Origin of the sequence: Escherichia sp. E1V33 (genome assembly GCF_004211955.1) — a bacterium.
Classification (GTDB): Bacteria; Pseudomonadota; Gammaproteobacteria; order Enterobacterales; family Enterobacteriaceae; genus Escherichia.
In genome coordinates this window covers 289,274-316,266 of the sequence record NZ_RHJI01000003.1, presented here as the reverse complement: position 1 = coordinate 316,266, position 26,993 = coordinate 289,274, and the positions used below count along the sequence as shown (strand labels likewise).

Annotated in this window: 24 protein-coding genes; 16 read left to right on the top strand and 8 right to left on the bottom strand. The window is 50.5% G+C overall.

Features of this window, described 5'->3' with window-relative positions; translation table 11 throughout:
- Window positions 1-21: 21 nt before the first annotated feature.
- The 3 genes from fhuA to hrpB all read right to left on the bottom strand — a co-directional run bounded on the left by fhuA (window position 22) and on the right by hrpB (window position 7,579).
- A complete protein-coding gene (gene fhuA / locus D9742_RS03125) occupies window positions 22-2,280 on the bottom strand; it encodes a ferrichrome porin FhuA (RefSeq protein WP_130235956.1) in 2,259 nt (752 codons plus the stop codon).
- Window positions 2,281-2,498: 218 nt separating this feature from the next.
- Window positions 2,499-5,021 (bottom strand): bifunctional glycosyl transferase/transpeptidase, encoded by a 2,523-nt coding sequence (gene mrcB, locus D9742_RS03120; RefSeq protein ID WP_130235955.1) that lies wholly within the window; start codon window positions 5,019-5,021, stop codon window positions 2,499-2,501.
- A 131-nt stretch (window positions 5,022-5,152) separates the two neighbouring features.
- Window positions 5,153-7,579 carry an ATP-dependent helicase HrpB gene (gene hrpB / locus D9742_RS03115; RefSeq protein WP_130235954.1) on the bottom strand — a complete coding sequence of 809 codons (2,427 nt, stop codon included), beginning with the start codon at window positions 7,577-7,579 and terminating at the stop codon, window positions 5,153-5,155.
- A 75-nt stretch (window positions 7,580-7,654) separates the two neighbouring features.
- Between hrpB and thpR the strand changes: the two genes are divergently transcribed.
- The 15 genes from thpR to panC all read left to right on the top strand — a co-directional run bounded on the left by thpR (window position 7,655) and on the right by panC (window position 21,539).
- A complete protein-coding gene (gene thpR, locus D9742_RS03110; protein ID WP_130235953.1) occupies window positions 7,655-8,185 on the top strand; it encodes an RNA 2',3'-cyclic phosphodiesterase in 531 nt (176 codons plus the stop codon).
- A 14-nt stretch (window positions 8,186-8,199) separates the two neighbouring features.
- Window positions 8,200-8,904 carry a DNA/RNA nuclease SfsA gene (gene sfsA, locus D9742_RS03105; protein ID WP_130235952.1) on the top strand — a complete coding sequence of 235 codons (705 nt, stop codon included), beginning with the start codon at window positions 8,200-8,202 and terminating at the stop codon, window positions 8,902-8,904.
- A 177-nt stretch (window positions 8,905-9,081) separates the two neighbouring features.
- Complete coding sequence (dksA, locus tag D9742_RS03100; RefSeq protein WP_001155227.1) at window positions 9,082-9,537, top strand: RNA polymerase-binding protein DksA; 456 nt, start codon at window positions 9,082-9,084, stop codon at window positions 9,535-9,537.
- A 66-nt stretch (window positions 9,538-9,603) separates the two neighbouring features.
- Window positions 9,604-10,500 carry a tRNA glutamyl-Q(34) synthetase GluQRS gene (gluQRS, locus tag D9742_RS03095; protein ID WP_240780495.1) on the top strand — a complete coding sequence of 299 codons (897 nt, stop codon included), beginning with the start codon at window positions 9,604-9,606 and terminating at the stop codon, window positions 10,498-10,500.
- A 59-nt stretch (window positions 10,501-10,559) separates the two neighbouring features.
- A complete protein-coding gene (gene pcnB / locus D9742_RS03090) occupies window positions 10,560-11,957 on the top strand; it encodes a polynucleotide adenylyltransferase PcnB (RefSeq protein WP_205712864.1) in 1,398 nt (465 codons plus the stop codon).
- Window positions 11,954-12,433, top strand: coding sequence for a 2-amino-4-hydroxy-6-hydroxymethyldihydropteridine diphosphokinase (gene folK / locus D9742_RS03085; protein WP_130235949.1), 480 nt, complete (start codon window positions 11,954-11,956; stop codon window positions 12,431-12,433). Before pcnB ends, folK begins: the two co-directional genes overlap by 4 nt.
- Before the next feature lie 342 nt (window positions 12,434-12,775).
- Window positions 12,776-13,369: a fimbrial protein gene (locus D9742_RS03080; RefSeq protein WP_130235948.1), complete on the top strand. Its 594-nt coding sequence runs from the start codon at window positions 12,776-12,778 to the stop codon at window positions 13,367-13,369.
- Window positions 13,370-13,455: 86 nt separating this feature from the next.
- The gene (locus D9742_RS03075; RefSeq protein WP_000484309.1) at window positions 13,456-14,181 is read left to right on the top strand and encodes a fimbrial chaperone; all 726 of its coding nucleotides are present in this window, start codon (window positions 13,456-13,458) and stop codon (window positions 14,179-14,181) included.
- Window positions 14,182-14,222: 41 nt separating this feature from the next.
- Window positions 14,223-16,823 (top strand): outer membrane usher protein, encoded by a 2,601-nt coding sequence (locus tag D9742_RS03070; protein WP_130235947.1) that lies wholly within the window; start codon window positions 14,223-14,225, stop codon window positions 16,821-16,823.
- A gap of 13 nt (window positions 16,824-16,836) precedes the next feature.
- Entirely contained in the window at window positions 16,837-17,385 is a 549-nt protein-coding gene (locus D9742_RS03065) for a fimbrial protein (protein WP_130065358.1), read from the top strand.
- Between the two features lie 14 nt (window positions 17,386-17,399).
- On the top strand, window positions 17,400-18,014 hold the full coding sequence (locus D9742_RS03060) for a fimbrial protein (RefSeq protein WP_113455338.1): 615 nt from the start codon (window positions 17,400-17,402) through the stop codon (window positions 18,012-18,014).
- A 20-nt stretch (window positions 18,015-18,034) separates the two neighbouring features.
- Complete coding sequence (locus tag D9742_RS03055; RefSeq protein ID WP_130235946.1) at window positions 18,035-18,625, top strand: fimbrial-like protein; 591 nt, start codon at window positions 18,035-18,037, stop codon at window positions 18,623-18,625.
- Window positions 18,626-18,636: 11 nt separating this feature from the next.
- The gene (locus D9742_RS03050) at window positions 18,637-19,749 is read left to right on the top strand and encodes a fimbrial protein (protein ID WP_130235945.1); all 1,113 of its coding nucleotides are present in this window, start codon (window positions 18,637-18,639) and stop codon (window positions 19,747-19,749) included.
- A 135-nt stretch (window positions 19,750-19,884) separates the two neighbouring features.
- On the top strand, window positions 19,885-20,676 hold the full coding sequence (panB, locus tag D9742_RS03045) for a 3-methyl-2-oxobutanoate hydroxymethyltransferase (RefSeq protein ID WP_098030058.1): 792 nt from the start codon (window positions 19,885-19,887) through the stop codon (window positions 20,674-20,676).
- Between the two features lie 11 nt (window positions 20,677-20,687).
- Window positions 20,688-21,539: a pantoate--beta-alanine ligase gene (panC, locus tag D9742_RS03040; RefSeq protein WP_000905368.1), complete on the top strand. Its 852-nt coding sequence runs from the start codon at window positions 20,688-20,690 to the stop codon at window positions 21,537-21,539.
- Between the two features lie 277 nt (window positions 21,540-21,816).
- Here panC and rpnC read toward each other — a convergent pair whose 3' ends face one another.
- Complete coding sequence (rpnC, locus tag D9742_RS03035) at window positions 21,817-22,719, bottom strand: recombination-promoting nuclease RpnC (protein ID WP_130235944.1); 903 nt, start codon at window positions 22,717-22,719, stop codon at window positions 21,817-21,819.
- A gap of 273 nt (window positions 22,720-22,992) precedes the next feature.
- Here rpnC and panD point away from each other — a divergent pair, with 273 nt between their 5' ends.
- On the top strand, window positions 22,993-23,373 hold the full coding sequence (gene panD / locus D9742_RS03030; protein ID WP_000621515.1) for an aspartate 1-decarboxylase: 381 nt from the start codon (window positions 22,993-22,995) through the stop codon (window positions 23,371-23,373).
- Between the two features lie 3 nt (window positions 23,374-23,376).
- Here the strand turns inward: panD and D9742_RS03025 are convergent, their stop codons facing one another.
- The 4 genes from D9742_RS03025 to D9742_RS03010 form a co-directional block, all read right to left on the bottom strand.
- Window positions 23,377-24,603, bottom strand: a complete 1,227-nt coding sequence (locus tag D9742_RS03025) for a polysaccharide deacetylase family protein (protein WP_130235943.1) — start codon at window positions 24,601-24,603, stop codon at window positions 23,377-23,379.
- A gap of 56 nt (window positions 24,604-24,659) precedes the next feature.
- Window positions 24,660-25,100, bottom strand: a complete 441-nt coding sequence (locus D9742_RS03020; RefSeq protein ID WP_130235942.1) for a PTS sugar transporter subunit IIA — start codon at window positions 25,098-25,100, stop codon at window positions 24,660-24,662.
- A gap of 104 nt (window positions 25,101-25,204) precedes the next feature.
- Window positions 25,205-25,975, bottom strand: a complete 771-nt coding sequence (locus D9742_RS03015; RefSeq protein WP_064525104.1) for an ABC transporter permease — start codon at window positions 25,973-25,975, stop codon at window positions 25,205-25,207.
- Window positions 25,972-26,898 carry an ABC transporter ATP-binding protein gene (locus tag D9742_RS03010; protein WP_000150637.1) on the bottom strand — a complete coding sequence of 309 codons (927 nt, stop codon included), beginning with the start codon at window positions 26,896-26,898 and terminating at the stop codon, window positions 25,972-25,974. The genes D9742_RS03015 and D9742_RS03010 overlap by 4 nt, the downstream gene beginning before the upstream one ends.
- Window positions 26,899-26,993 lie beyond the last annotated feature (95 nt).

Genomic DNA, 26,993 nt, shown 5'->3' with positions numbered 1-26,993 from the left:
ATCCGTGCCCCAAAGAGAAAATTAGAAACGGAAGGTTGCGGTTGCAACGACCTGACGTTCTGCGCCCCAGAAGCAGCCATAGGTGTTAAAGCAGCTGGCGACGTATTCACGATCGAACAGGTTGTTAACATGCAGCGCCACGTTGGAGCCAGCCATACCGACTCGCGCCAGATCATAACGCACTAACGCATCCACGACCGTATAACTTCCCACTTTAAAGGAGTTCGCCGGATCACCATAGCTGGAGCCAGTAAAGCGACCGCCAGTACCGAGCGTCAGGCCGGAGAGCGGGCCTTCAAAGAAGGTGTAGTCAGCCCACAGAGAAGCCATATGCTTTGGCACCTGCGCAGGGGTATTGCCCTTGTAGCTGGTGTCGGTGGTATATTCCGCATCGGTGTAAGTATAAGAACCGACCACGTTAACACTCGCCGACAGCGCCGCTTTCGCTTCCAGCTCTACGCCACGCGCGCGGATCTCACCGCCTTCAACCGAGAACAGTGAACCGTTCGGATCCGCCATCAGGTTGTTGGATTTGGTGAGCTGATACAGCGCGCCAGTCACCACAATTGGGCGATCGTCCGGTACGTATTTCACGCCGACTTCATACTGTTTGCCTTTCGAAGGAGCAAACAGATCGCCGTTCGCATCGGTCTGCGAAGCGGGTTCAAATGATTCGCTATAGCTGAAGTAAGGCGTTACGCCGTTGTCAAACAGGTAGTTTACGCCGCCACGCCAGGTGAACTGTTTGTCATCACGATCGGATTTATTACCGTAATCACGGTTGAAAGATGACTGATCGGCCCAGTCATAGCGACCGCCGAGCGTTACCAGCACCTTATCCCACTGCGCCTGATCCTGAACATACAGACCGGTTTGTTTCTGTTTCAGCAGAACGCGGTATGGGCCAGACGGATCCGGGTGCGCGCCAAAATCAAAGTCACTGCGGTCTAAATTATAGATATCAGACGGTGCAACGGAACCGGCATAGCCAAACCAGGAGTCGATGTCGTTACGCATCCGCATAAAGTCGACGCCGGTCAGCAGGGTGTGCTCAACCGAGCCGGTTGCAAATTTACTTTGCAACTGAGTATCAACAGAGAAGTTTTCTAATTTCTCATTATCGATAACGTACTGACGAGTCAGTGTATGATTCCATTCTGACTGCGGGATACTTAAACATGGACTCGCCTTGAGTGCATCGTCGTCTTTGGTATACAGCGGATCCGAGCACATGCCGTAGCCATATACGCTCTTTTGCGAGACTTTATTTTGCGCAAAGCGCAGGTTCTGGCGCACGGTAAAGGTGTCATTAAATTCGTGGTCAAAGCTGTAGCCAATCATCTTCTCATTACGAGAATAGGTGTTGTTCTTCGCCCCTTCGTTAAAGTCAGTCGGCAGACGCTTACCGTTCGGCAGTGCCTCAACGGTCCCTTCTTTCGGCAACCAGCCGTAATAACCGGTTTCCGGCTCATTCTGGAAATAAGAAAGGAAGGTGAAATTGGTTTTATCATCCGGGCGCCAGGTAAACGCTGGAGCAATAGCATAACGCTGCTCTTCCGCGCCCTTTTGCTGGGCATTGGCAGAGCGCGCCAGTCCGGTCAGACGATAAGAGTAAACGCCGTCATCATCCAGCGCATCGCTGAAGTCAAAACCGGTCTGGAACAGGCTGTCAGTCCCGGCTTTAAACTGAATTTCTTTCAGCGGTTCCGTAGTCGGGCGCTTGCTGACCATGTTCAACAGGCCGCCAGGGCTGCTTTTCCCATAAAGTACGGAAACCGGCCCACGCATAATTTCAGCGCGCTCCAGCATATACGGGTCGATAACCGCATCGTTATAGAAGTTGCCCTGCATCTTCAGGCCATTCAGATAGTTGTTCTGACTTTGGCCGTCAGCGGCGAAACCACGGATGATCAAGTAATCGTAAGTGTTGGACGCACCACGGGTTCCCACGGCAACACCCGGAGTGTAACTGAGCGCTTCTTTTACTGACTTCGGCTGATGCAGCGCCATCTCTTCAGCAGTCACAACAGAAATAGACTGCGGCACTTTTTGAATCGGTGTATCTGTTTTGGTACCGGTGGCGGACTGTCGCGCCGCGATAGTTGCAGCCGGACCCCATGCGCTTTCTTGTGGCGCAGGTGCAGCGGTAACGGTGATAGTGTCTTCTTTCGGTTCAACCGCTGCCTGTGCATAAACAGACATGCCGCTAACCGCTGTGGCGACTACGACTGCGATTTTACGCAGCGAGTGTTTTGGCTGAGCAGTTTTGGAACGCGCCATTGGTATATCTCTGATGAAAGTGAATGATAACGTAAACGAGAATGATTATTATAAAGATGAAATAATATTCGAAACGCCGAGGCGATAGCAAGCAGTACCCATCAGAGATGAAGCTAAAAGGTTAAGGAATAACCAGATGAAAAAGAAGGGTTAATAATTTAGATGGGATGTTATTTTACCGGATGGCTACTCGCCATCCGGTATGTCACGCTTAGACGTTAATTACTACCAAACATATCCTTGATCCAGCCTGCTACGCCGTCGCTATCCTTCTGCTCCTGTTGAGCAGGTTGCTGTTGCGGCTGAGAAGACTGATCAAACGGATTGCCTGACGGTTGCTGCTGCATCTCACTCTGCTGGCACAGAGATTGCGGATCGCTGGCCCAGACCGGCAAGGTACGCATACCACCGCTGCAAACAAAGTTACCGTCGTAATCCACGCCCATATCCACGATATCTTCCGGCGGTACAAGATTAAGCGGCGTTGGTGTCTGATTAGCCAGATAACGCTGGTAAATCGACATCGCCCCGCTGGCACCGTACAGCTTAGTCGGCTGGTTGTTATCGCGGCCTACCCAAGTGATGGTCACCGTGCTGCCGTCAATGCCAGCAAACCAGGTATCAACGTTGTTGTTGGTAGTACCCGTTTTCCCTGCCAGATGCAGATTGGGATATTTCGCCCCAAGCTGACGCCCTGTACCACGTTGCACAACCTGTTGCATGGTCCACAACGTCAGATACGCAGCCTGCGCCGGAACTGCGCGCTCCGCCTGCGGGAAGCTCTGATACAGCACCTTACCATCTTCTGCAATGACTGAGCGCAGCGCGGAGAGCGGCGCGCGGTTACCGCCGCTGGCGATAGTCTGGAAAGCCTGCGCCACTTCGATTGGCGTTAAGTTCAGCGCCCCCAACAACATTGCCGGAACTGGATTCAACTGGTCTTTCGGCACGCCCAGTTTGATCCAGGTATCCGTAACCGCAGGCAGCCCCAGCGCCATCCCCAGATTCACCGTCGGCACGTTCATCGAACGGGTCAACGCATCTACCAGCATCACTCTGCCGCTTTCACTATAGCGACGATCATCGTTCTGCGGTGACCAGACCTGACCGTTCGGCTGACGCAGCGCGATTGGCGCATCGGCAATCCACGTGTTCAGACGATAGATTTTCGGCTGGCTTAGCGCCGTAAGGTAAGTCGCTGGTTTTGCAAGAGAACCAATCGAACGACGCGCCTGCATCGCACGGTTGTAGCCCGCGAACTGCGGTTCAGCTCCCCCGACCATCGCACGAACTTCACCACTAAAGCGGTCGACGACGACAATCGCCGTTTCCAGATCGCTCAACTTACGCTGTTTCTTCAGTGCCGGAATGCCTTCCACGGCGGCTTTTTCTGCCGCGTCCTGGGCCACTGAGTCAAACGTAGTGAAGATCTTCACGCCAGAGAGATCTTTCACCTTATCGCCCAGTTTCGCCTGCAACTCCTGACGCACCAGTTGCATAAAGGCTGGCTGCGGAGAGATTACCCCGCCGCGTGGCTGTACGCCCAGCGGACGCGCACTCAGCATTTCATACAGTTCGCCGTCGATAATCTGCTGTTGTTGCAGCAAACGCAGCACCAGGTTACGTCGCTCCAGCGCCAGTTTCGGATTACGCCACGGGTTGTAGATCGACGCGCCTTTTACCATGCCAACTAACAGCGCCTGCTGGTCAAGGCTCAGCTCTTCCACCGGGCGACCAAAGTAGTACAGGCTCGCCAGCGGGAAGCCACGAATTTCGTTGTCGCCGCTCTGACCGAGATACACCTCGTTCATATACAGCTCAAGAATGCGATCTTTGCTGTAACGCGCATCCATGATCAGCGCCATATAGGCTTCGTTCGCTTTACGCCAGTAAGAGCGTTCGCTGGAGAGGAACAGGTTTTTCACTAACTGTTGCGTCAGCGTACTCGCCCCCTGCACCGTGCGTCCGGCAGTCAGGTTTGCCAGCACCGCACGTCCGATGGAGTAGAGGCTGATGCCGTCATGCTCGTAGAAATGACGGTCTTCTGTCGCCAACAAAGTATCAACCAGCAAGTCCGGGAAACCACTGCGCGGCACAAACAAACGCTGCTCACCGTTTGGTGAGGAGATCATGGTGATCAGGCGAGGATCAAGACGGAAGAAACCGAACTGACGGTTGTTTTCCATATTGACGATGGTCGCCAGATGATCGCCATCAAAGGTCAGACGCGCACGCACCTGCCCTTCTTTACTGTCCGGGAAATCAAACGGACGGCGGATCATTTCAATGCTGTTGGCCTGCACGGTAAATTCGCCAGGACGGGTCATCTTCGACACCTGACGATACTGGGTCGCCTCCAGCAGTTTCACCATCTCGTTCTTGCTAATGGTCATATCTGGCTCAAGGTTAACCATTCGGCCATAGACCGCGGCAGGCAATTGCCAGACCTTGCCATCAATACGGCTACGAATTTTTTGATCGAGATAAACGCCGTAAATGGCGATCAGCACGGCAAAAACGATAGCCAGTTTTAGCAGCAGCCATAACCAGCCGCGTTTGCCACGAGGCTTACGCCCTTTTCCTTTGCCCTTTCCTTTGCGCGGCATCGGTTCTTCGTCCTCATAGTCATCATAATCGTCGTAATCATCGTCATCTTCGTAACGACGACGGCTTACCTTTTGTTTGACTGGACGCGTCGGTTTCCCTTTGCGTCCAATTGGCTCGCGGTCATTCCCGGCCATGCTTTTTCTCCGCAATATTCAGGCGCAAAAGCCCGATTTTCTGTTCTTCTGTGACAAGACAGAAGAAGATATCTCTCAAAATTTGTGCTCGATCGGTCCCCTCTCCCACAGGGAGAGGGAGAAAACCAACCTTACGAATATTTTTTCGTGCGCCGCGTTGGTGCGGTATTCGCCGGGTCGTCCGGCCAGACGTGTTTGGGATAACGCCCTTTCATCTCCTTTTGCACCTCACGATACGCTCCTTTCCAGAAGGCCCCCAAATCACGCGTGATTTGCAGCGGCCTTTGGGCGGGTGAAAGTAACTCCAGCACCAGCGGTACACGCCCCTGGGCGATAGTCGGATTGGTGGCTTCGCCAAACATCTCCTGCATTCTTACTGCCAGCACAGGCGGGTTATCTTCATGATAACGAATGGCGATCTGACTTCCCGTCGGCACAGTGTAATGCGCAGGCAGGGAACTCACCAGACGTTGCTGCATTCCCCAATCGAGTAATCCATGCAGCGCCTGGTAAATATCGACTGATTTCAGGCCACGTAGCGAATGTACGCCGCTCATATGTGGCAGCAACCACATTTCAAGCGTCGCCAATAAACTCGCGTCATCGACCGCTGGCCAGTCATACTCTGGTAACCACTTCGCAGCGCACAGTAAACGCAGGCGTAGTTGTTCCGCTTCTGGCGTCCAGTTGAGGACGTTTAATCCTTTATCGCGTATCCCGTTAAGCATCGCCTGATGTAATTCTTCTTCTGAAGGTTTTGCCAGTGGCTGCACTTTTACCGTGAGTTGGCCAATTTGCAGCCGACGCCAGGCTTTCAGCGTGCCTTGAGCATCGTCCCACTCCACAGTGTCAGACTGCTGCACCAGTTGCGGGCAACGTTCTACTAACGTATCAATATCGACCGGCAGTGCCAGCAAAATCCGCGCATCCGGCGAGGCGCTGCCCTGCAATAATAACGGTGCGATCAGCCATTCGTGGCGGTTTAACGCGTCGTCAGCATCCAGCATCGCCCCCATACCGTTCGCCAGTTGATAGCGGCCATCTTGCCCACGCCGACGAGCAATACGATCGGCAAACGCTCGGGTGAGTAGCGGCGCAATAAGTGAACTGTCCTCCTCACCGCCGCGTACGTTTAAGCGTTTCAACAGTTGCTGACTACGTTGCTGCCAGGCAGGTTGATTGCGCGAGAACGCCACGCCAAGATCGCAATTACCCATCCGTGGCGGCTCTTCGAGAATGGCGGCAATTTTTGCGGCGGTAGCCGCTTCATCGTCACTCTTCGCGCTCACCAGCATTGCCGCTAAACGTGGATCGTTACCCAGCGCCGCCATTTTTTGCCCTTGCGCACTAAGTCGCTCACCGTCCAGCGCCCCCAGCATTTGTAACAGACGTTTCGCCGCCTGTAGATTCACCGCTGGGGGGTGATCCAGCCAGTTCATCTGTGCCGGATCGCTACATCCCCATTGCAGTAATTCCATCAACAAACCGGAGAGATCGCTTTGTAAGATCTCCGGTTCACTTTGCGCTGCGGCACGTTCCGCCTGTTCTTTAGCGATTAAATGCAGGCAAATACCTGGCTCCAGACGCCCGGCGCGCCCGGCACGTTGCGTCATCGACGCCTGACTAACGCGCTGAGTGATCAATCGCGTAAGACCAGTACGCGGATCAAAGCGCGCTACCCTTTCCTGGGCGCAATCCACCACCAGACGGATACCTTCGATGGTTAGACTGGTTTCAGCGATGTTGGTCGCCAGCACCACTTTGCGCATTCCTTGCGGCGCAGGGAGGATAGCTTTTCGCTGATCGTTCAGCGACAACGCGCCATACAGTGGGCAGAGCAACACATCACTGCCGATGCGCGACGCCAGCTGTTCCTGCACGCGCTGAATTTCTCCGACGCCAGGTAAAAATAGCAGTAATGATCCGCTTTCCTGGCGCAGTAATTCGGCGGTAGCGACCGCAACCGCTTCGTCAAAGCGTTGATGTGCAGGCAACGGCAAATAGCGCCGTTCCACCGGATACGAACGCCCTTCGGAAACAACAACGGGCGCTTCTGGCAGTATCTGCTGTAAGCGATCGTTATCCAGCGTAGCCGACATAATCAGCAGCTTGAGGTCATCGCGCAGACCTTGTTGCACATCGAGTAACAATGCCAGCGCCAAATCTGCCTGCAAACTGCGTTCATGAAATTCATCGAGGATCACCACTCCCACGCCGTTCAGTTCCGGGTCGCGCTGGATCATGCGCGTCAACACACCTTCAGTGACCACTTCCAGACGAGTATTCGGCCCGACACAGTTTTGCGCGCGCATCCGGTAGCCGACCGTGTCGCCAGGCTTTTCGTTCAGCAGCTCCGCCAGGCGTTGCGCAACGTTACGCGCCGCCAGTCGACGTGGTTCCAGCAGGATGATTTTCCCGTGAATACCTGAATGCGCCAGCAGTTGCAGCGGTAGCCAGGTCGATTTTCCGGCCCCGGTTGGCGCACTTAATAACACCTGCGGCGCATAATCGAGGGCGGCAAGTAATTCAGGTAAGACGGCTGCAACGGGTAACGACACACAAAACGCTCCAGAGGGTTAACATTCTTCGCGCCACATTGTAGCATCGCGGTAATTCATAACCGAGTGCCTGACATGTCTGAACCGCAACGGCTGTTCTTTGCCATTGACCTACCTGCTGAAATCCGTGAACAGATTATTCACTGGCGCGCCGCACAGTTTCCACCTGAAGCGGGCCGCCCGGTCGCTGCTGAGAATTTGCATCTGACGTTGGCGTTTTTAGGCGAAGTAAGCGCAGACAAAGAGAAGGCGCTCTCACTTCTGGCCGGGCGGATTCGTCAACCAGGTTTTACACTCACGCTTGATGACGCCGGTCAGTGGCTGCGTTCACGCGTGGTGTGGTTAGGAATGCGTCAGCCGCCACGCGGCTTAATCCAACTGGCAAATATGCTCCGTTCGCAGGCAGCACGCAGTGGTTGTTTTCAAAGCAATCGACCGTTTCATCCGCATATCACCTTATTGCGCGACGCCAGCGAGGCGGTAACAATCCCACCGCCTGGTTTTAACTGGTCGTATGAGGTGACGGAGTTCACTCTTTATGCTTCCTCGTTTGCCCGTGGGCGCACACGCTACACACCGCTCAAACGCTGGACGCTGACGCAATAACAAGGATTGTCATAATGGAATTTTCTCCTCCTCTACAGCGCGCTAAGCTAATTCAGCGCTATAAACGCTTTTTAGCCGATGTGATCACACCTGATGGTCGTGAATTAACGCTACACTGCCCCAACACTGGCGCGATGACCGGTTGTGCAACGCCTGGTGATACCGTCTGGTATTCGACTTCCGACAATACAAAACGGAAATACCCGCACACCTGGGAATTAACCCAAAACCAAAGTGGCGCATTTATATGCGTTAATACGCTTTGGGCTAACAGGTTGACGAAAGAGGCTATCCTTAACGGAGAGATTTCGGAGCTGTCAGGATATAGCTCGCTGAAAAGCGAAGTAAAATACGGCGTCGAACGCAGCCGTATCGATTTCTTGCTACAGGCAGGGTTTCGACCTGACTGCTATATTGAAGTGAAATCGGTTACGTTAGCGGATCACGAGCAAGGTTACTTTCCCGATGCCGTTACCCAACGTGGGCAGAAACACCTTCGGGAGTTGATGAGCGTAGCGGCTGAAGGCCAACGTGCGGTGATTTTTTTCGCTGTACTGCATTCAGCCATTACACGGTTTTCACCCGCGCGCCACATCGATGAGAAATACGCGCAACTATTGTCAGAAGCACAACAGAGGGGAGTAGAAATTCTGGCTTATAAAGCGGAACTTTCTGCTGAAGGTATGGCTCTTAAAAAATCACTGCCTGTTACATTGTAGTAGTGTAAGTAACTGGTTAATTTACATTCTGGTCGCGTGCGCAAATACGCTTTTCCTCACACAGTTGTCAAGTGTTACGTTTAGATAATTGCTATCCGGAAAAGCATCTGCTATTTATAGCGGCCTCATTTTTCCCCCGAACATGGGGATCGATAGTGCGTGTTAAGGAGAAGCAACATGCAAGAAGGGCAAAACCGTAAAACATCGTCCCTGAGTATTCTCGCCATCGCTGGGGTGGAGCCATATCAGGAGAAGCCGGGCGAAGAGTATATGAACGAAGCCCAGCTGGCGCACTTCCGTCGTATTCTGGAAGCATGGCGTAATCAACTCAGGGATGAAGTCGATCGCACCGTTACACATATGCAGGATGAAGCAGCCAACTTCCCGGACCCGGTAGACCGTGCAGCCCAGGAAGAAGAGTTCAGCCTCGAACTGCGTAACCGCGATCGCGAGCGTAAGCTGATCAAAAAGATCGAGAAGACGCTGAAAAAAGTGGAAGACGAAGATTTCGGCTACTGCGAATCTTGCGGCGTCGAAATTGGTATTCGCCGTCTGGAAGCGCGCCCGACAGCCGATCTGTGCATCGACTGCAAAACACTGGCTGAAATTCGCGAAAAACAGATGGCTGGCTAATTACAGCCGTTCCATCACGTTTACCACAGGCGGGAAATGCTCCCGCCTTATTTTTTGTTCAAAGAGATGACAGACACACAGTATATTGGCCGCTTCGCCCCCTCACCTTCCGGCGAACTTCATTTTGGCTCTCTGATCGCCGCGCTTGGCAGCTATTTGCAGGCTCGCGCCCGGCAAGGTCGCTGGCTGGTACGCATTGAAGATATCGACCCGCCTCGTGAAGTTCCCGGTGCCGCAGAAACTATCCTGCGCCAGCTGGAACATTACGGCCTTTACTGGGACGGCGATGTTCTTTGGCAATCCCAACGTCACGACGCCTATCGCGAAGCACTCACCTGGTTACGTGAGCAAGGGCTAAGTTATTACTGCACCTGCACGCGTGCGCGTATTCAAAGCATTGGCGGTATTTACGACGGTCATTGTCGAGCATTGCATCATGGACCAGACAATGCGGCTGTGCGCATTCGGCAGTTGCATCCGGTCACGCAGTTTACTGATCAACTACGCGGAATTATTCACGCTGACGAAAAACTGGCGCGAGAAGATTTTATTATTCATCGTCGTGATGGTTTGTTTGCCTATAACCTGGCGGTGGTGGTCGATGATCACTTCCAGGGCGTCACAGAAATTGTTCGAGGGGCGGATTTGATCGAACCGACAGTGCGGCAAATCTCGCTGTACCAGCTTTTTGGCTGGCAGGTGCCAGATTACATTCATTTACCGCTGGCGCTAAACGCACAAGGCGCTAAACTTTCCAAGCAGAATCATGCGCCTGCGTTACCGAAAGGCGATCCGCGCCCGGTGTTAATCGCGGCACTTCATTTTCTGGGTCAGCAGGCAGAAGCGCACTGGCAGGATTACAGCATAGAGCAAATCCTTCAGTCAGCAGTCAAAAACTGGACGCTGACCGCCGTGCCAGAGTCGGCAATTGTAAATTCAACGTTCTCAAACGCGTCATGCTGAGCTATGATTAGCCGCTATTTTTTTGTCCTGAATGATGTTTGACACTACCGAGGTGTATTATTTTTACCCGAGTCGCTAATTTTTGCCGCAAGGTGTTGAGCCGCGAGGAGAGCGAAGCTGAACAGGCAGTCGCCCGTCCACAGGTGACGGTGATCCCGCGTGAGCAGCATGCTATTTCCCGCAAAGATATCAGTGAAAATGCCCTGAAGGTAATGTACAGGCTCAATAAAGCGGGATACGAAGCCTGGCTGGTTGGCGGCGGCGTACGCGACCTGTTACTTGGCAAAAAGCCGAAAGATTTTGACGTGACCACCAATGCCACGCCTGAGCAGGTGCGCAAACTGTTCCGTAACTGCCGCCTGGTAGGTCGCCGTTTCCGTCTGGCTCACGTAATGTTTGGCCCGGAGATTATCGAAGTCGCCACCTTCCGTGGTCACCACGAAGGCAATGTCAGCGACCGCACGACTTCTCAGCGCGGGCAAAACGGCATGTTGCTACGCGACAACATTTTCGGCTCCATCGAAGAAGATGCCCAGCGCCGCGATTTCACTATTAATAGCCTGTATTACAGCGTCGCGGATTTTACCGTCCGTGATTACGTTGGTGGCATGCAGGATCTGAAAGACGGTGTTATCCGCCTGATTGGTAACCCGGAAACGCGCTACCGTGAAGATCCTGTTCGTATGTTGCGCGCAGTACGTTTTGCCGCGAAACTGGGTATGCGTATCAGCCCAGAAACCGCCGAGCCGATTCCACGCCTTGCTACTCTGCTAAACGATATTCCGCCAGCACGGCTGTTTGAAGAGTCTCTTAAACTGTTGCAAGCGGGCTACGGTTACGAAACCTATAAACTGCTGTGTGAATATAATCTGTTCCAGCCGCTGTTCCCGACCATTACCCGTTACTTCACGGAAAATGGCGACAGCCCAATGGAGCGGATCATTGAGCAGGTACTGAAGAACACCGATACGCGTATTCATAACGATATGCGCGTTAACCCGGCGTTTTTGTTTGCCGCCATGTTCTGGTATCCACTGTTGGAAACAGCACAGAAAATTGCACAGGAAAGCGGTCTGACCTATCACGATGCTTTCGCGCTGGCAATGAACGATGTGCTGGACGAAGCTTGCCGTTCACTGGCGATCCCGAAACGTCTGACTACGCTAACCCGCGATATCTGGCAGTTGCAGCTTCGTATGTCCCGTCGTCAAGGTAAACGCGCATGGAAACTGCTGGAGCATCCGAAGTTCCGCGCCGCCTACGATCTGCTAGCCCTGCGAGCTGAAGTGGAACGCAACGCCGAGCTACAACGTCTGGCGAAATGGTGGGGTGAGTTCCAGGTTTCTGCGCCGCCAGATCAAAAAGGTATGCTCAACGAGCTGGATGAAGATCCAACACCGCGCCGTCGTACTCGCCGCCCACGTAGACGCGCCCCGCGTCGTGAGGGCACCGCATGACGGTGGCGTATATTGCCATAGGCAGCAATCTGGCCTCTCCGCTGGAGCAGGTCAATGCTGCCGTAAAAGCATTAGGCGATATCCCTGAAAGCCGCATTCTCGCCATTTCCTCGTTTTACCGCACCCCACCTCTGGGGCCGCAAGATCAACCTGATTACTTAAACGCAGCCGTGGCGTTGAAAACAACACTTGCGCCTGAAGAATTACTAAATCACACACAACGTATCGAATTACAGCAAGGCCGTGTCCGTAAAGCAGAACGCTGGGGACCGCGCACACTCGATCTTGATATCATGTTGTTTGGTAATGAAACCATTAATACCGAACGACTCACCGTCCCGCATTACGATATGAAGAATCGCGGCTTTATGCTGTGGCCGCTGTTTGAGATTGCCCCGGAACTCGTGTTTCCTGATGGGGAGACATTACGTGAAATACTCACTTCACTAGCAGTACCACAACCTGCCATCTGGTAATAGCTGTATTATTTTATTTTCTTGACGAGAGGAATACAAAATGATACGGCTATTTCATCCACCAAGAAAAAATTATTTTCTTATCTTACTCCTCACATCCCCCCTTACACATTAAATATACTTAATTTACATTTTAGTTTTTTTTAATTCATTCATGAAATAGCACTTCATGCAAATAGATTAGGCATTTTTTGTTTAAACGACCTAAAATAACAACAATTCAATACGCCACATAAATATATTCACACCCGTGATAATTCACCCCTATTACATCCTCCAAAAACTTTGAGTAATATCCGCTCGCAATATTAATTTCATATAATTTTTGTAAGGATGCATGTAATGAAAAAAGCACTTCTCGCAGCCGCTCTGGTTATGGCTTCTGGTTCCGCCCTGGCTGTAGATGGTGGTCATATCGACTTTAACGGTATGGTACAGTCCGGTACCTGTAAAGTTGGTGTAGTAGATACCGGTATGCACAGCGTTTCCACTGATGGCGTGGTTACACTGGATACTGCGAATGTTACTGATACTTTTGCTGAAGTAAGCGCGGCTGCTGTCGGCTTACTGCCGAAAGAGTTCATGATTTCTGTTGATTGTGTCCCTGGTAAAACAACTGCTAAGTTGACCATGGGTTCTGCGAGCTACGCGAACACCAGCGGCACCCTGAACAACAATACCAATATCACGATTAACGGTATTGCACCGGCTCAGAACGTGAACATTGCTATTCATAACATGAAAAACAAAGCTGGCGCTGCTGAAATTAAGCAAGTCCATATGAACAACTCTTCTGAAGTTCAGGAACTGACATTAGACGCACAAGGCGATGGCCAGTACGTGTTTAACGCATCTTACGTTAAGGCACCGAATAGCCAGGCTGTAACTGAAGGTCATGTAACTACTAACGCACTGTACACCATTGCTTATGAGTAATTGATGGCGTATTGAGCATAAGGTTTGCCGCCAGGCAGACCTTATTTTCTCTAATTTAATCTTTCTACAGACAGCAAGGAGTGCTTATGTTTCCCTTGGTTAAAAAAACGGTTAGTGCATTATTTGTAAGTACTCTGTTAGCCAGTGCGCCTGCATTCGCTGACATTATTATTTCCGGAACTCGTATCATTTATAACGCTGATAAAAAAGATGTTAACGTTCGTCTGGAAAATAAAGGGAATCGCCCCTTACTGATTCAAAACTGGTTGGATACTGGCGATGACAATGCCGATCCCAGCCAAATCAAAGTGCCGTTTACCGCGACCCCGCCTGTTTCACGCGTGGAGCCAAAACGCGGTCAAACCGTAAAAGTGATGTATACCGGTGCAACAGCCCTGCCGAAAGACCGTGAAAGTGTCTACTGGTTTAACGTGCTGGAAGTGCCGCCTAAGCCGAAAGATGCCGAGGCTGACAAAAACTTGTTACAGCTGGCTTTCCGCACACGCATCAAACTCTTTTATCGCCCGAGTGGGTTACAGGGAGAACCGGCTGAAGCACCGGCGAAAATCACCTGGAAATTAAACAACGCTCAGTTACAGGCAAATAACCCAACGCCATATTACGTGTCCTTTAATGAGGTCAAGCTGGAAAGCGGCGGCAAAACCTACAACGTCAATTCCAGCATGGTCGCGCCGTTCAGCCAGGCAAGCTTTGGCGTAACCGGTCTGCCAGGAAGCGTGTCATCCGGAAAAGTGGTTTTTAAAGCGATCAACGACTTTGGCGGCAACATTGATGGTTCCGCAACATTCTAAAAAATAAACGGATTCTTTTTAACATCGCCAGGAATGCAACCTTGTACCAGTTTACTCATCAAAAAAGCCGTATCCCGAAAAAAACGCTACTTGCGGCCTGTTGTGCCCTGTTTTATAGCAGCAACGGTGCTGCGGCGGACACAGTGGAATATGACAGTTCCTTTTTAATGGGAACTGGCGCATCAACGATTGATGTTAAACGTTATGCTCAAGGCAACCCGACACCGCCGGGTCTCTATAATGTCCGCGTGTTTGTAAACGGTCAGGCGACGTCCAGCTTAGAAATTCCGTTTGTGGATATTGGCGAAGCCAGCGCAGCGGCTTGTATTACCCACAAAAACCTGGCGCAACTTCACATTAAGCAACCTGAACAGCCTGTCACTTTACTCGCCAGAGAAGGTGAAGAAGAGGATTGTCTGGATCTGGCAAAGTCATACGAAAAGGCGGATGTGCGCTTTGACGGCAGTGACCAGTTTCTCGATCTGACTATTCCTCAGGCCTATGTTCTGAAAAGCTATGGCGGCTACGTTGACCCTTCTTTATGGGAATCGGGAATTAACGCTGCCACACTGGCATATACCCTGAACGCGTATCACACAAGTTCAGATAACAACAATAATGACAGCGTGTATGGCGCGTTCAACTCAGGTATCAATTTAGGAGCCTGGCACTTCCGTGCGCGCGGTAACTATAACTGGACAACAGATAACGGCAGCGATTTCGATTTCCAGGATCGTTACTTACAGCGTGACATTCCGGCAATCCGTTCACAGATAATTATGGGTGATGCCTATACCACCGGTGAAACGTTTGACTCTGTCAACGTCCGTGGTGTTCGTCTGTACAGCGATAGCCGTATGCTGCCTTCGGCGCTGGCCAGTTACGCTCCGACCATCCGCGGTGTAGCAAACTCCAACGCCAAAGTCACGGTGACGCAAAGCGGTTATAAAATCTATGAAACCACCGTACCACCCGGTGAATTTGTTATAGACGACATTAGCCCTTCCGGCTTTGGTAGCGAACTGGTCGTGACCATTGAAGAAGCGGATGGTTCCAAACGCACCTTTACGCAACCCTTCTCGTCGGTTGTACAAATGCAACGTCCTGGTGTGGGCCGTTGGGATTTCAGCGCGGGTAAAGTCATTGATGACAGTCTGCGATCCGAACCCAATATGGGGCAAGCCTCTTATTACTATTGTCTGAATAACCTCTTCACGGGGTATACCGGCATTCAGTTCACCGATAATAACTATCTTGCCGGGCTGTTAGGTGTGGGTATCAACACCAGCATCGGCGCCTTTGCGGTAGACGTTACCCATTCTCGCGCTGAGATTCCGGATGATAAAACTTACCAGGGGCAAAGTTATCGCGTGACCTGGAACAAATTATTCCAGGATACCGGGACATCATTTAACCTCGCGGCGTACCGCTATTCCACCCAGGATTACCTGGGCCTGCATGATGCGTTAGTCCTCATTGACGACGCCAAACATTTGTCTGCCGATGAAGACAAAAACACCATGCAGACATACTCACGTATGAAAAACCAGTTTACCGTCAGCATCAACCAGCCGCTGAAAACGACTTACGAAGATTACGGTTCACTGTTTATTTCCGGTAGCTGGACGGATTACTGGGCGGCGAACAATAGCCGCACTGAATATAATGTTGGTTACAGTAAGAGCGTTTCGTGGGGCAGTTTCAGCGTCAACCTGCAACGTAGCTGGAATGAAGACGGCGAGAAAGATGACGCGATGTACATCAGCGTTAGCGTACCTATTGAGAATATTTTAGGTGGCAAGCGCAAATCTTCTGGTTTCCGCAATTTAAATACTCAGCTCAATACCGATTTCGATGGTTCACATCAGTTGAATGTTAACAGTTCCGGTAACACTGAAAACAATCTGGTGAACTACAGTGTCAACGCTGGTTATAGCCTCGATAAAAACTCCGGCGATTTAGCCTCTGTTGGCGGTTATCTCAACTATGAGTCTGGGTTAGGCGGTATTTCCGCTTCGGCCTCGGCCACTTCTGATAATAGCCAGCAGTACTCCATCTCCACCGATGGCGGCTTTGTATTACACAGTGGTGGTTTAACGTTCACTAACAACAGTTTCAGCAGTAACGATACGCTGGTGTTAATCAACGCCCCTGGTGCTAAAGGCGCACGAATCAATAACAGTAATAACGAAATCGATCGCTGGGGATATGCCGTGACGTCCTCTGTCAGCCCCTACCGTGAAAACCGGGTAGGTCTGAACATTGAAACACTGGAAAACGATGTTGAACTGAAAAGTACCAGCGCAACCACCGTACCACGCAGCGGCTCCGTTGTTTTGACCCGCTTCGAAACTGACGAGGGGCGTTCTGCCGTGCTGAATATTACTGCCGCCAATGGTAAATCCATTCCGTTTGCTGCGGAGGTTTACCAGGGTGAGGTGATGATCGGCAGCATGGGCCAGGGTGGTCAGGCATTTGTGCGCGGTATTAACGACAGCGGGGAATTAACAGTGCGTTGGTATGAAAACAACCAAACCATTGACTGTAAGTTGCACTACCAGTTCCCGGCCCAGCCACAAACGCTGGGAAGTACTAACACCTTATTACTTAACAATCTTACCTGTCAGGTAGCAAATCACTAATATGGAAAATTCTATGAAAAGGATACTACTAACATCCGCGTTAATAGGTCTGGGTTTACCGGCGGTTGGCTCTGCAACAGATCTTAATGTCGATTTTACGGCCACCGTATTAGCTACCACTTGTACGATAACCATCGTACAAGATGGTGGCCCAGTTGTGACGGGTAGCAACGGTGAATATAGCCTGACAATTCCCGATGTTGGCCTGGATAAGGTTGTCACTGGAGATGTTGCAGCTCAAGCCAACTTTAAATTACTGGCTTCCGATTGCAGCAATGGTTATTCAAAGATTTTTACCACACTTACAGGTGCATCTGTTTCAGGTAAGTTGATTGTCAATGAAGCAAGCTCTGGCGCTACGGGTGTGGGTATGGGGATTAAGCGTAGAGATACCGCAGACTCGACTTTCTTTACGCCAAATAATACTGACAAATTTGAATGGAGTACCGATGAGAAAGCTAACGGTGTGCCTCTGACCGTAGCACTGCGCGAAACAACGGCGGGAGCAGGACGCACCGGTGCGTTTCAGGCAAAAGCCACCTTTAACTTCACCTACGAATAACAGGGACAGCCACCATGAAATTAAAAGTCATCGCTACACTGATTGCTACTGTTGCCGTGGGTGCCAGCGTTAGCAACAATCTCACTTATGCGAGTACGACATCCGCCTCTTTAACCGTAAACAGTAACCTGACTATGGGTACCTGTAGTGCGAAGGTAGTGGATACCAGTGGTGCCGTGATCGACACCGTTGTCTTGGGCAATGTTTATATTTCTGAACTGGTAGCCAAAAGCAAGGTACAACCATTTAAAATCCGCTTCAGCGATTGTGCCGGCCTTCCAGGAAAGAGTGCTCAACTCGTCTTAGCGCCCAGAGCAAATGTCGGTTGTGCAGGCGGCATGTCTAACACTGCTGCCTTTTCAAATCAACTCAACTCCACCACCGATGGTGGTTCAAGCAGAGCAGCAGTCGAAGTATGGACGACTACAAGCCCCGAGGGAAATGGCAGTGAGCAATTCAATTGTTATCAGCGAAACGTCATCAATGTCGATCTTTCTAATGCCAGCACAACACAGCCTTATGATTTTGATTTAAGCGCACGAATGATTATCGCTGAAGGATGGTCGGTCAATGACGTATTACCGGGTAGATTCCTCTCTCCTACGACTTTCACAATCACTTATCAGTAATAGCGGATAAGGATATTAGAATGCTATGCAGGCATCATAAATTTGTACGTTTTTTGGGGCTGGCAACAGCCCTCATTACGCCTTTTGCCTATGCCGGCCAGGATGTGGATCTCACGGCGCAGATTGTGGCCAGCACCTGTCAGGTGGAAGTCAGTAATAATGGCGTTGTCGATCTCGGCACTGTGACGCTGGACTATTTTGCCGACAATGTGACCCCAACAACGGATTATGCGGGCGGCAAAACGTTTAATGTGAATGTGGTCTCCTGCGACAACATTCAAACGACACAGTCGCAAATGAAATTAGATTTTCAGCCGCAGGCGGGATCGCTTTCGCAGGTGAATAATCAAATATTTAGTAATGAATATGAACAGCAGGCTACCGGGGCGAAAAACGTCGGCATTGTGATATTTTCGGCCCAACCAAATCAGCAGACATTTAACGTGCGAGGAACGGATGGTTCCTCGACAGCAATTTATTCGGTCGCGCCTGGCAATGCTGTTCCCTCAACCTGGACCTTTTATTCCCGTATGCAGCGGGTGAATAATGCCCTTCCTCCTGAATCGGGAATGGTGAGAAGCCAGGTTATTGTTAACGTAACTTACGAATAATAAGGATAATTATGCAAAGGAAAGGCAATAAACTGTTGATTCAGTTATGCAGTGCGATACTGCTATTTTTTACCACATCCTGGTATGCATTGGCGAATGAATGTTATATAGAGAGAAATGCTGAAGGGCCTTATGATATGGTGATAAACCCAAAGCCCTTCAGTATACAGTCAGCGATGGTCACAGTCCCGGAAGAAATATCCTTCGCGACCTGGGATTCTCATATTGATCTTCGGGGCGATAAGATTGGTTGTAAATCCTTAGGTAGTAACACAAGCTCGGTGCATTTTCTTAATACTGCTGATGCCAGCCTCTTATCAACCTATACTACCAACCATGGCAATGCTTTATTGAAAACAACCGTTCCCGGTATTGTTTATTCAGTAGAATTAGTATGTACAAGTTGTGGAGCCGCGGAGGAGCTTGATTTGTATCTTCCTGCACAAAGTGGTGCAGATAATCATACAGATAACGCCAGCTCAAAGTGGGCCTATGAGTATAGTGACGATAGCTGGTATTTACGATTTCGTTTTTACTGGACCCCGGAATTTAAACCTCAAAATGGGGTTTCAGAAGGAACCGCGATGCCAGGTAAAATAGCCTCCTGGTATATAGGCAATAATGAACAACCATGGATAAATTTTTTCGTTGATACAAGCTCCGTTCATTTTTACGTTGACGAACCGACCTGTGCAACAGTTGCCCTCGCACAAGATCAGGGCAACGTCAGTGGCAACCAGGTAACGCTTGGGAACAGCTATGTTTCGGAAGTGAAAAATGGGCTTACGCGGGAAATCCCTTTTTCTATCCGTGCTGAATACTGTTATGCCAGTAAAATTACGGTTAAGTTGAAAGCGGCAAATAAACCCAGCGACGCCACACTAGTAGGTAAAACGACTGGCTCTGCTTCAGGCGTGGCTGTAAAAGTAAATTCAACTTATGACAATAGCAAAGTATTGTTAAAAGCAGATGGTAGCAACACGGTTGACTACAACTTCGCAATCTGGTCAAACAACCTGCTGCTTTTACCTTTTACGGCTCAGTTGGTACCGGATGGCAGTGGTGCTGCTGTCGGTGTTGGAACCTTCTCTGGTAACGCGACCTTCTCCTTTACCTACGAATAAGTAAAACGTCATTCCTTCCTCATCGCACCAGAGTTCTGCTCTGGTGCGAACATTTTCCCCACACTAAAAACCATTGCCCCCCTGATTTCGACTGTTAGAATGCGATCAATCTGACTTTAGCCATCAGGGTACGTTATGAAACCGACCACCATTGCTTCATTGCAAAAATGCAAACAGGAAAAAAAACGTTTCGCAACCATCACTGCCTACGACTACAGCTTCGCCAAACTGTTTGCTGACGAAGGTCTGAACGTGATGCTGGTGGGTGATTCGCTGGGCATGACCGTTCAGGGCCACGACTCCACTCTGCCGGTAACCGTTGCCGATATTGCCTACCACACTGCCGCTGTACGTCGCGGCGCACCAAACTGCCTGCTACTTGCTGACCTGCCGTTTATGGCATATGCCACGCCGGAACAAGCCTTTGAAAATGCCGCCACAGTAATGCGTGCCGGAGCCAATATGGTCAAAATCGAAGGTGGCGCATGGCTGGTGGAAACCGTGCAGATGCTGACTGAACGCGCGGTTCCGGTATGTGGTCATTTAGGTTTAACGCCGCAGTCAGTGAACATTTTCGGCGGCTACAAAGTACAAGGGCGTGGCGAGGCAGGCGATCAACTGCTCAGCGATGCATTAGCATTAGAAGCGGCAGGCGCACAACTTCTGGTGCTGGAATGCGTGCCGGTTGAACTGGCAAAACGTATTACCGAAGCACTGGCGATCCCGGTTATAGGCATTGGCGCAGGCAACGTCACTGACGGGCAGATCCTCGTGATGCACGATGCGTTCGGCATTACCGGCGGCCATATCCCTAAATTTGCCAAAAATTTCCTCGCTGAAACGGGCGACATCCGCGCGGCTGTGCGGCAGTATATGGCTGAAGTGGAGTCCGGCGTTTATCCGGGCGAAGAACACAGTTTCCATTAAGGAGTGACGTTGTGTTAATTATCGAAACCCTGCCACTGCTGCGCCAGCAAATTCGCCGCCTGCGTATGGAGGGCAAGCGCGTGGCGCTGGTACCTACCATGGGCAACCTGCATGATGGTCACATGAAGCTGGTCGACGAAGCCAAAGCCCGCGCCGATGTGGTCGTCGTCAGTATTTTCGTTAACCCGATGCAGTTCGACCGCCCGGAAGACCTGGCTCGTTACCCACGGACCTTACAGGAAGACTGCGAAAAGCTGAACAAGCGCAAAGTGGATCTGGTTTTCGCGCCCTCGGTAAAAGAGATCTACCCGAACGGTACTGAGACCCATACTTACGTTGACGTTCCCGGGCTTTCGACCATGCTGGAAGGCGCGAGCCGTCCGGGGCATTTTCGCGGCGTTTCGACTATCGTCAGCAAGCTGTTTAACCTGGTCCAGCCGGACATCGCCTGCTTCGGTGAAAAGGACTTTCAGCAACTGGCGCTGATCCGCAAAATGGTTGCCGATATGGGCTTCGATATTGAGATTGTTGGCGTCCCGATTATGCGCGCCAAAGATGGCCTTGCGCTCAGTTCCCGTAATGGTTATCTGACGGCAGAACAACGCAAAATTGCGCCCGGTCTGTACAAAGTTTTAAGTTCGATTGCCGACAAATTACAGGCTGGCGAGCGGGATCTCGATGAAATTATTGCCATTGCAGGGCAAGAACTGAATGAAAAAGGCTTCCGCGCCGATGATATTCAGATTCGCGATGCCGACACGCTGCTGGAAGTCTCTGAAAACAGCAAACGGGCAGTAATTCTGGTAGCCGCCTGGCTTGGCGATGCTCGCCTGATCGACAACAAAATCGTCGAACTGGCGTAATGCTTTTACTCTAAATAATTCAAGTTGCAGGAAGGCGGCAAGCGAGTGACAAATTCGTCAGGAACGAATTTGCCCAGCCGCAGGCTGGACTTCGGTGAGAGACATGGATGTCTCTCATTAATCCCCAGGAGCTTACATAAGTAAGTGACTGGGGTGAGCGAACGCAGGCGCAGCACATGCAACTTGAAGTATGACGAGTATAACTGGCGCTACGGCTGATGGCGCCAATTATTCATTGCCACGTTATCTGTAAGCGATTATTCATAACGCAGACAACTTAGTTAGAGGTAATTATCTTATCAATCTCTGCAAGAGATAAATTTGTCATCTCTGCAACGTCTTCCCGAGACATCCCTTTACTCAGAAAACGCTGGGCGAATTCTTGCCTTTCCTCCTGTCTTCCCTGCTGAATCCCCTTCTCAATTCCTTTCTCTTCAAACCACTGCGCCAGCGTCATCATAGACTCCCCTCCTGTTTCCCTGTCTCTCACCACACCATAAAACAAATCCGCTTGTTCAGTATGACCACGTTGCAGCATATAGTTTTGCATGGCAACTAACTGACTTCCGCTAGTGTACCCTTCGTCAATCAGCGTGACCAGTTGCTCCAGCAATAACATTAAGTCGCGCTGGCGAATATGTTTTTGCAGCAGTTCGAGAATCGCAATCCGCCGGTGCTGCATGATTTCGTCATCCGGTGTGATGGTGATATCCACCAGCGGGAAAGGGTTGTTGTAGACTCGTCGCGCCAGCTCCGGCGAGTAAAACATATCAAACCAGCACATTGAGAGCGGATAAGGTGTGGCCTCGCCCTGATAAAACAGAATCGGCACCACCAGCGGTAGCTTATCGTGATCCGCCTCCAGATGCCGGTGCATGGCAGCAATGGAATAGCGCATCATGCGAAAGGCCATTTTCTTATCCGGCTTGCTTTGGTGTTCAATCACAACATGCAGATAACCCGTACTACCCTGCATCTGTACGGAATAGAGCACGTCAGTGCTGTGCCCTTTCAGGCTCTCTTCAATGAAACTCCCCGACTCTAAATGAAGCGTGTTGAGGTCACAAAGTTCGCGTAATTCCACTGGCAAATGTATCTCCAGAAAGTCGCGAGCCGTCTCCGCATGCATTAAAAATTGTTTAAATACCGCGTCATGCGGTGTAGTACTCGGTGCATCCATCTTCCCTGTCTTCCGTGTTGTCTTGCGTGAAGGCAGTATCCAGTCAAGGCGTGCTATCGTCAGCCACCTCTTTATTGTTTACCGAGCAGCGTTCAGAGAAATATCAATTCGTTACAGGCGATACATGGCACGCTTCGGCGCGGTACGCAAACTGCTGATGCAAATGCCGTCAGATGAGTAGACACTAAACAAAAATCGGGCAATACTGCGTGAGAATTTCCTCAAAGCAGGCACCGCCTGCTTCGTTAACGACAGGGTAGAAAGGTAGAAGTTATGATTCGCACGATGCTGCAGGGCAAACTCCACCGCGTGAAAGTGACTCATGCGGACCTGCACTATGAAGGTTCTTGCGCCATTGACCAGGATTTTCTTGACGCAGCCGGTATTCTCGAAAACGAAGCCATTGATATCTGGAATGTCACCAACGGCAAGCGTTTCTCCACTTATGCCATCGCGGCAGAACGCGGTTCGAGAATTATTTCTGTTAACGGTGCGGCGGCCCACTGCGCCAGTGTCGGCGATATTGTCATCATCGCCAGCTTCGTTACCATGCCAGATGAAGAAGCTCGCACCTGGCGACCCAACGTCGCCTATTTTGAAGGCGACAATGAAATGAAACGTACCGCGAAAGCGATTCCGGTACAGGTTGCTTGATTGTTATCCCTGCGGCTGGTTACTCACCAGCCGCGACATCGTCTCCAGCGAATCCGTTCTTAAGATATAAAGTCGTTTTAGTAACAACGGATTATCCCCCGGTTTTACTTTGCCTTTCATGGTTGTCACCGCCAGGTGAAATCCGGCATCGTTTGCTGCCTTCACCGCTTTGTCATTAAATCCACCAAACGGATACGAAAGATACAAAACATGAGGATTAAATTGGTTTAATGCCCGGCGAGAGCGTTCGAAATCAAACAGAATATTATGCTCACTGCGGCTGAGTAATATTGGTCGGCGATAGCCATCAACCCGATGTAAAAAGTGGGTGTGTGACTGGAAATCAAAAACATCACTAACATCACGCAGTTCAGAAATACTCATAAACTGTAATGACTGCGGATTCCATTTCTGTGGATGACGTTTGATGCGAGAGGTAATAATAAACGCCGTCGCCTTCATTCCATATTGCTTCAGAATGGGGTACGCATAGCGACTCACTGATTTCAAGCCATCATCAAACGTCAGCACCACCGCGCGAGCCGGAAGATTCATTGAATTACGCAGATACCCTTCCAGTTGATACAAGGTTAACGTGGTATATCCACGATCGCGCAACCAGGTCATCTGGTTATTGAAAGCTCGTACCGACGTCGTGGTCGAAGTATGACGAAAACGGGTGTTCTCTTCATCGCGTAAAATATGATGATAGGTCAATACAGGAATACCGTTATCCTGCTGCGCATCGAGCGCACTGATATAGGCCAGACGTTCGCCAATACGAATTTGATACCAGGTTTGATTCAGGCGATCTTTTAATTTATTAATAATGGGATAACGCAAATTATCAGCCAGCACGCCAAATGGCGCACTCCCCGCGTCAGGCGCGTTGTATATCGGAGTATCTTTCCATGTAATAAGATTTTGGTTACTCAGTGGCTTATTCAGATCCCCCTGGCCATCTTCAACTTTTTGCCGCCCTTGTACAGGCTCCAGATGCCCTTTATCAATATATCCCGTAGCAAAACCAAAGTTGAATTTATAATAATCGGCTGCGGTTGGGATAACCGAAATAATCTGCCCGGCGCGAATGTTGCCGACGGTTACCGTTTTGTCGCCAATTTTTCCCCAGATAGCCGCATCCTGAGTCGTTTGCATATAACGCGCGGGAAGCGCTGCGCTGACACCAGATGAAACCAGCAGCAGTAAAAAAATAATCTTTTTAATCATGAGAAAACTACCAGGCGAGAAACAGCGCCGTTAGTGTAACAAAATCGGGATGCGATTTAATACTCGAACCAATTATGCTTGAGGACAAAGGGGGGATTTTTTTGTTGTTGGTGCCAAAGACTACTGACTTCAGGCCCACCCAGTTCGACAATTCGCTCGCGAAACTCCGCACTGGATAACGTTTCACGGTAGGCCAGCATCTGCTCAATTAACGGTAACGTGACACCAGAAATCACTTCGCAACGAGAATGTTTGTGGCTTAATAACGACGCAACACGATAAGGCGCAGCACCTGCAATATCAGTTAAAAAGATAACTCCATCGCCAGAATCTGTTTCATGCAAAGCATCGCACATCATGCGACTTAGCATATTGGAACTTAATCCGCGCCAGAAATTCACCGCCCGGCACTGAAGAAGCGATCCGTTTTTTTTCTCCAGCGCATCAAGCATCTCGAGCGCCCGGTCATCGTGACAGGTAATTACCCAACCTAACATCACCTTCCTCCTTAGCCGAAAATCAGTCTACCCTGACCATTGTTGATAAAGGGTGATAGTCGTCAAAACTCCTCTCCCCCGAATCCAGAGGAGAGGAAATAGCCTTAGCTGCGCAGACCGCGTCCGCGCTGGATCAGCGACCAGCAGATCAGATAAAACGCAATAATAAATATAACCAGCACGCCAAAAGTAGTGACCAGCGGCACATCATTAATGCCGAGGAAGCCGTAGCGGAAGCCGCTGATCATATAAACGATTGGGTTCAGGTGCGACAGCCCCTGCCAGAACGGTGGCAGCAAGGTCAGTGAGTAAAACACCCCGCCCAAATACGTGAGTGGCGTTAACACAAAAGTTGGCACCAGGCTGATGTCATCAAACGTTTTGGCAAACACGCCGTTAAGCAATCCGGCAAGAGAGAACAATACCGCCGTGAGCACCAGCGTTAAAGCGACAAATACCCACGAATGCACCTGAAACGGCACAAAGAACAGCGAAATTGCTGTTACCAGCATGCCAACAAGTAGTCCGCGCGCCACGCCACCACCAACATATCCGGCAATAATCACATGCGTCGGAACCGGAGCGACCAGCAACTCTTCAATATTACGCTGGAACTTGGCGCCAAAAAATGATGAAGCGACGTTGGCGTAGGCATTGGTGATCACCGACATCATGATCAGCCCCGGCACGATAAACTGCATATAGCTGAAGCCATGCATATCGCCAATGCGTGAACCAATCAGGTTACCGAAGATAATAAAATAAAGGGTCATGGTGATGACCGGTGGCACTAGCGTCTGTATCCAGATACGCATAAAGCGATGGATCTCTTTCGCCCAGATGCTTTTTAGCGCCACCCAGTAAAGATGCATCATGCGCGATCTCCTTGTTTTTCATTAACCAGTGAAACAAACAGCTCTTCCAGACGGTTAGCCTTGTTACGCATACTTAATACCTGAATGCCCTGCTCACTTAACTGCGTGAATACGCTGTTGATCCCCTGCTCACGCAGCACTTCAACTTCCAGCGTCGCGGTATCCACCAGTCGATACTGATAGCCATCGAGCTTCGGTAACGGGCTTTTCGGTGCGAGATCGAGAATAAAGGTTTCCGATTTCAGCTTCGCCAGCAGCGCCTTCATCGAGGTATTTTCCACCAGCTCACCGTGTTGAATAATGCCGATATTGCGGCACAGCATTTCTGCTTCTTCCAGGTAGTGTGTGGTGAGAATGATAGTGGTGCCTTTGTCGTTTAAATCCTTCAAAAAGCCCCACATTGAGCGGCGAAGTTCAATATCCACGCCTGCGGTCGGCTCATCGAGAATCAGTAGTTTAGGTTCATGCATTAACGCACGGGCAATCATTAAACGGCGCTTCATCCCGCCAGATAACATACGCGCACGTTCGTTGCGTTTTCCCCATAGATCGAGCTGTTTAAGATACTTTTCGCTGCGGATGTACGCTTCTTTGCGCTCCACACCATAGTACCCTGCCTGATTCACCACAATTTGCTGCACGGTTTCAAACGGGTTGAAGTTAAATTCCTGCGGCACCAGTCCCAACTGACGTTTAGCGTTCACGACATCCTTCTCGAGATCGTAACCAAATACGCTGACCCGCCCGGAGGTTTTATTTACCAGAGAGCTGATAATACCGATAGTGGTTGATTTTCCGGCCCCGTTCGGCCCGAGAAGCGCATAAAAATCACCCGCTTCGACCTGCAAATCTATTCCACGAAGCGCCTGAACGCCGCCTGGATAGGTTTTTTTAAGCTGTTGAAGTTCCAGTGCAATGGTCATAAATTTTTACTTACCTTACGTTCTTACACTTTATCTGTGGTTTAAATCGTCCCGGAGTTGCCCTATATTAGCCAAACGTAATTATTTGGTTACAG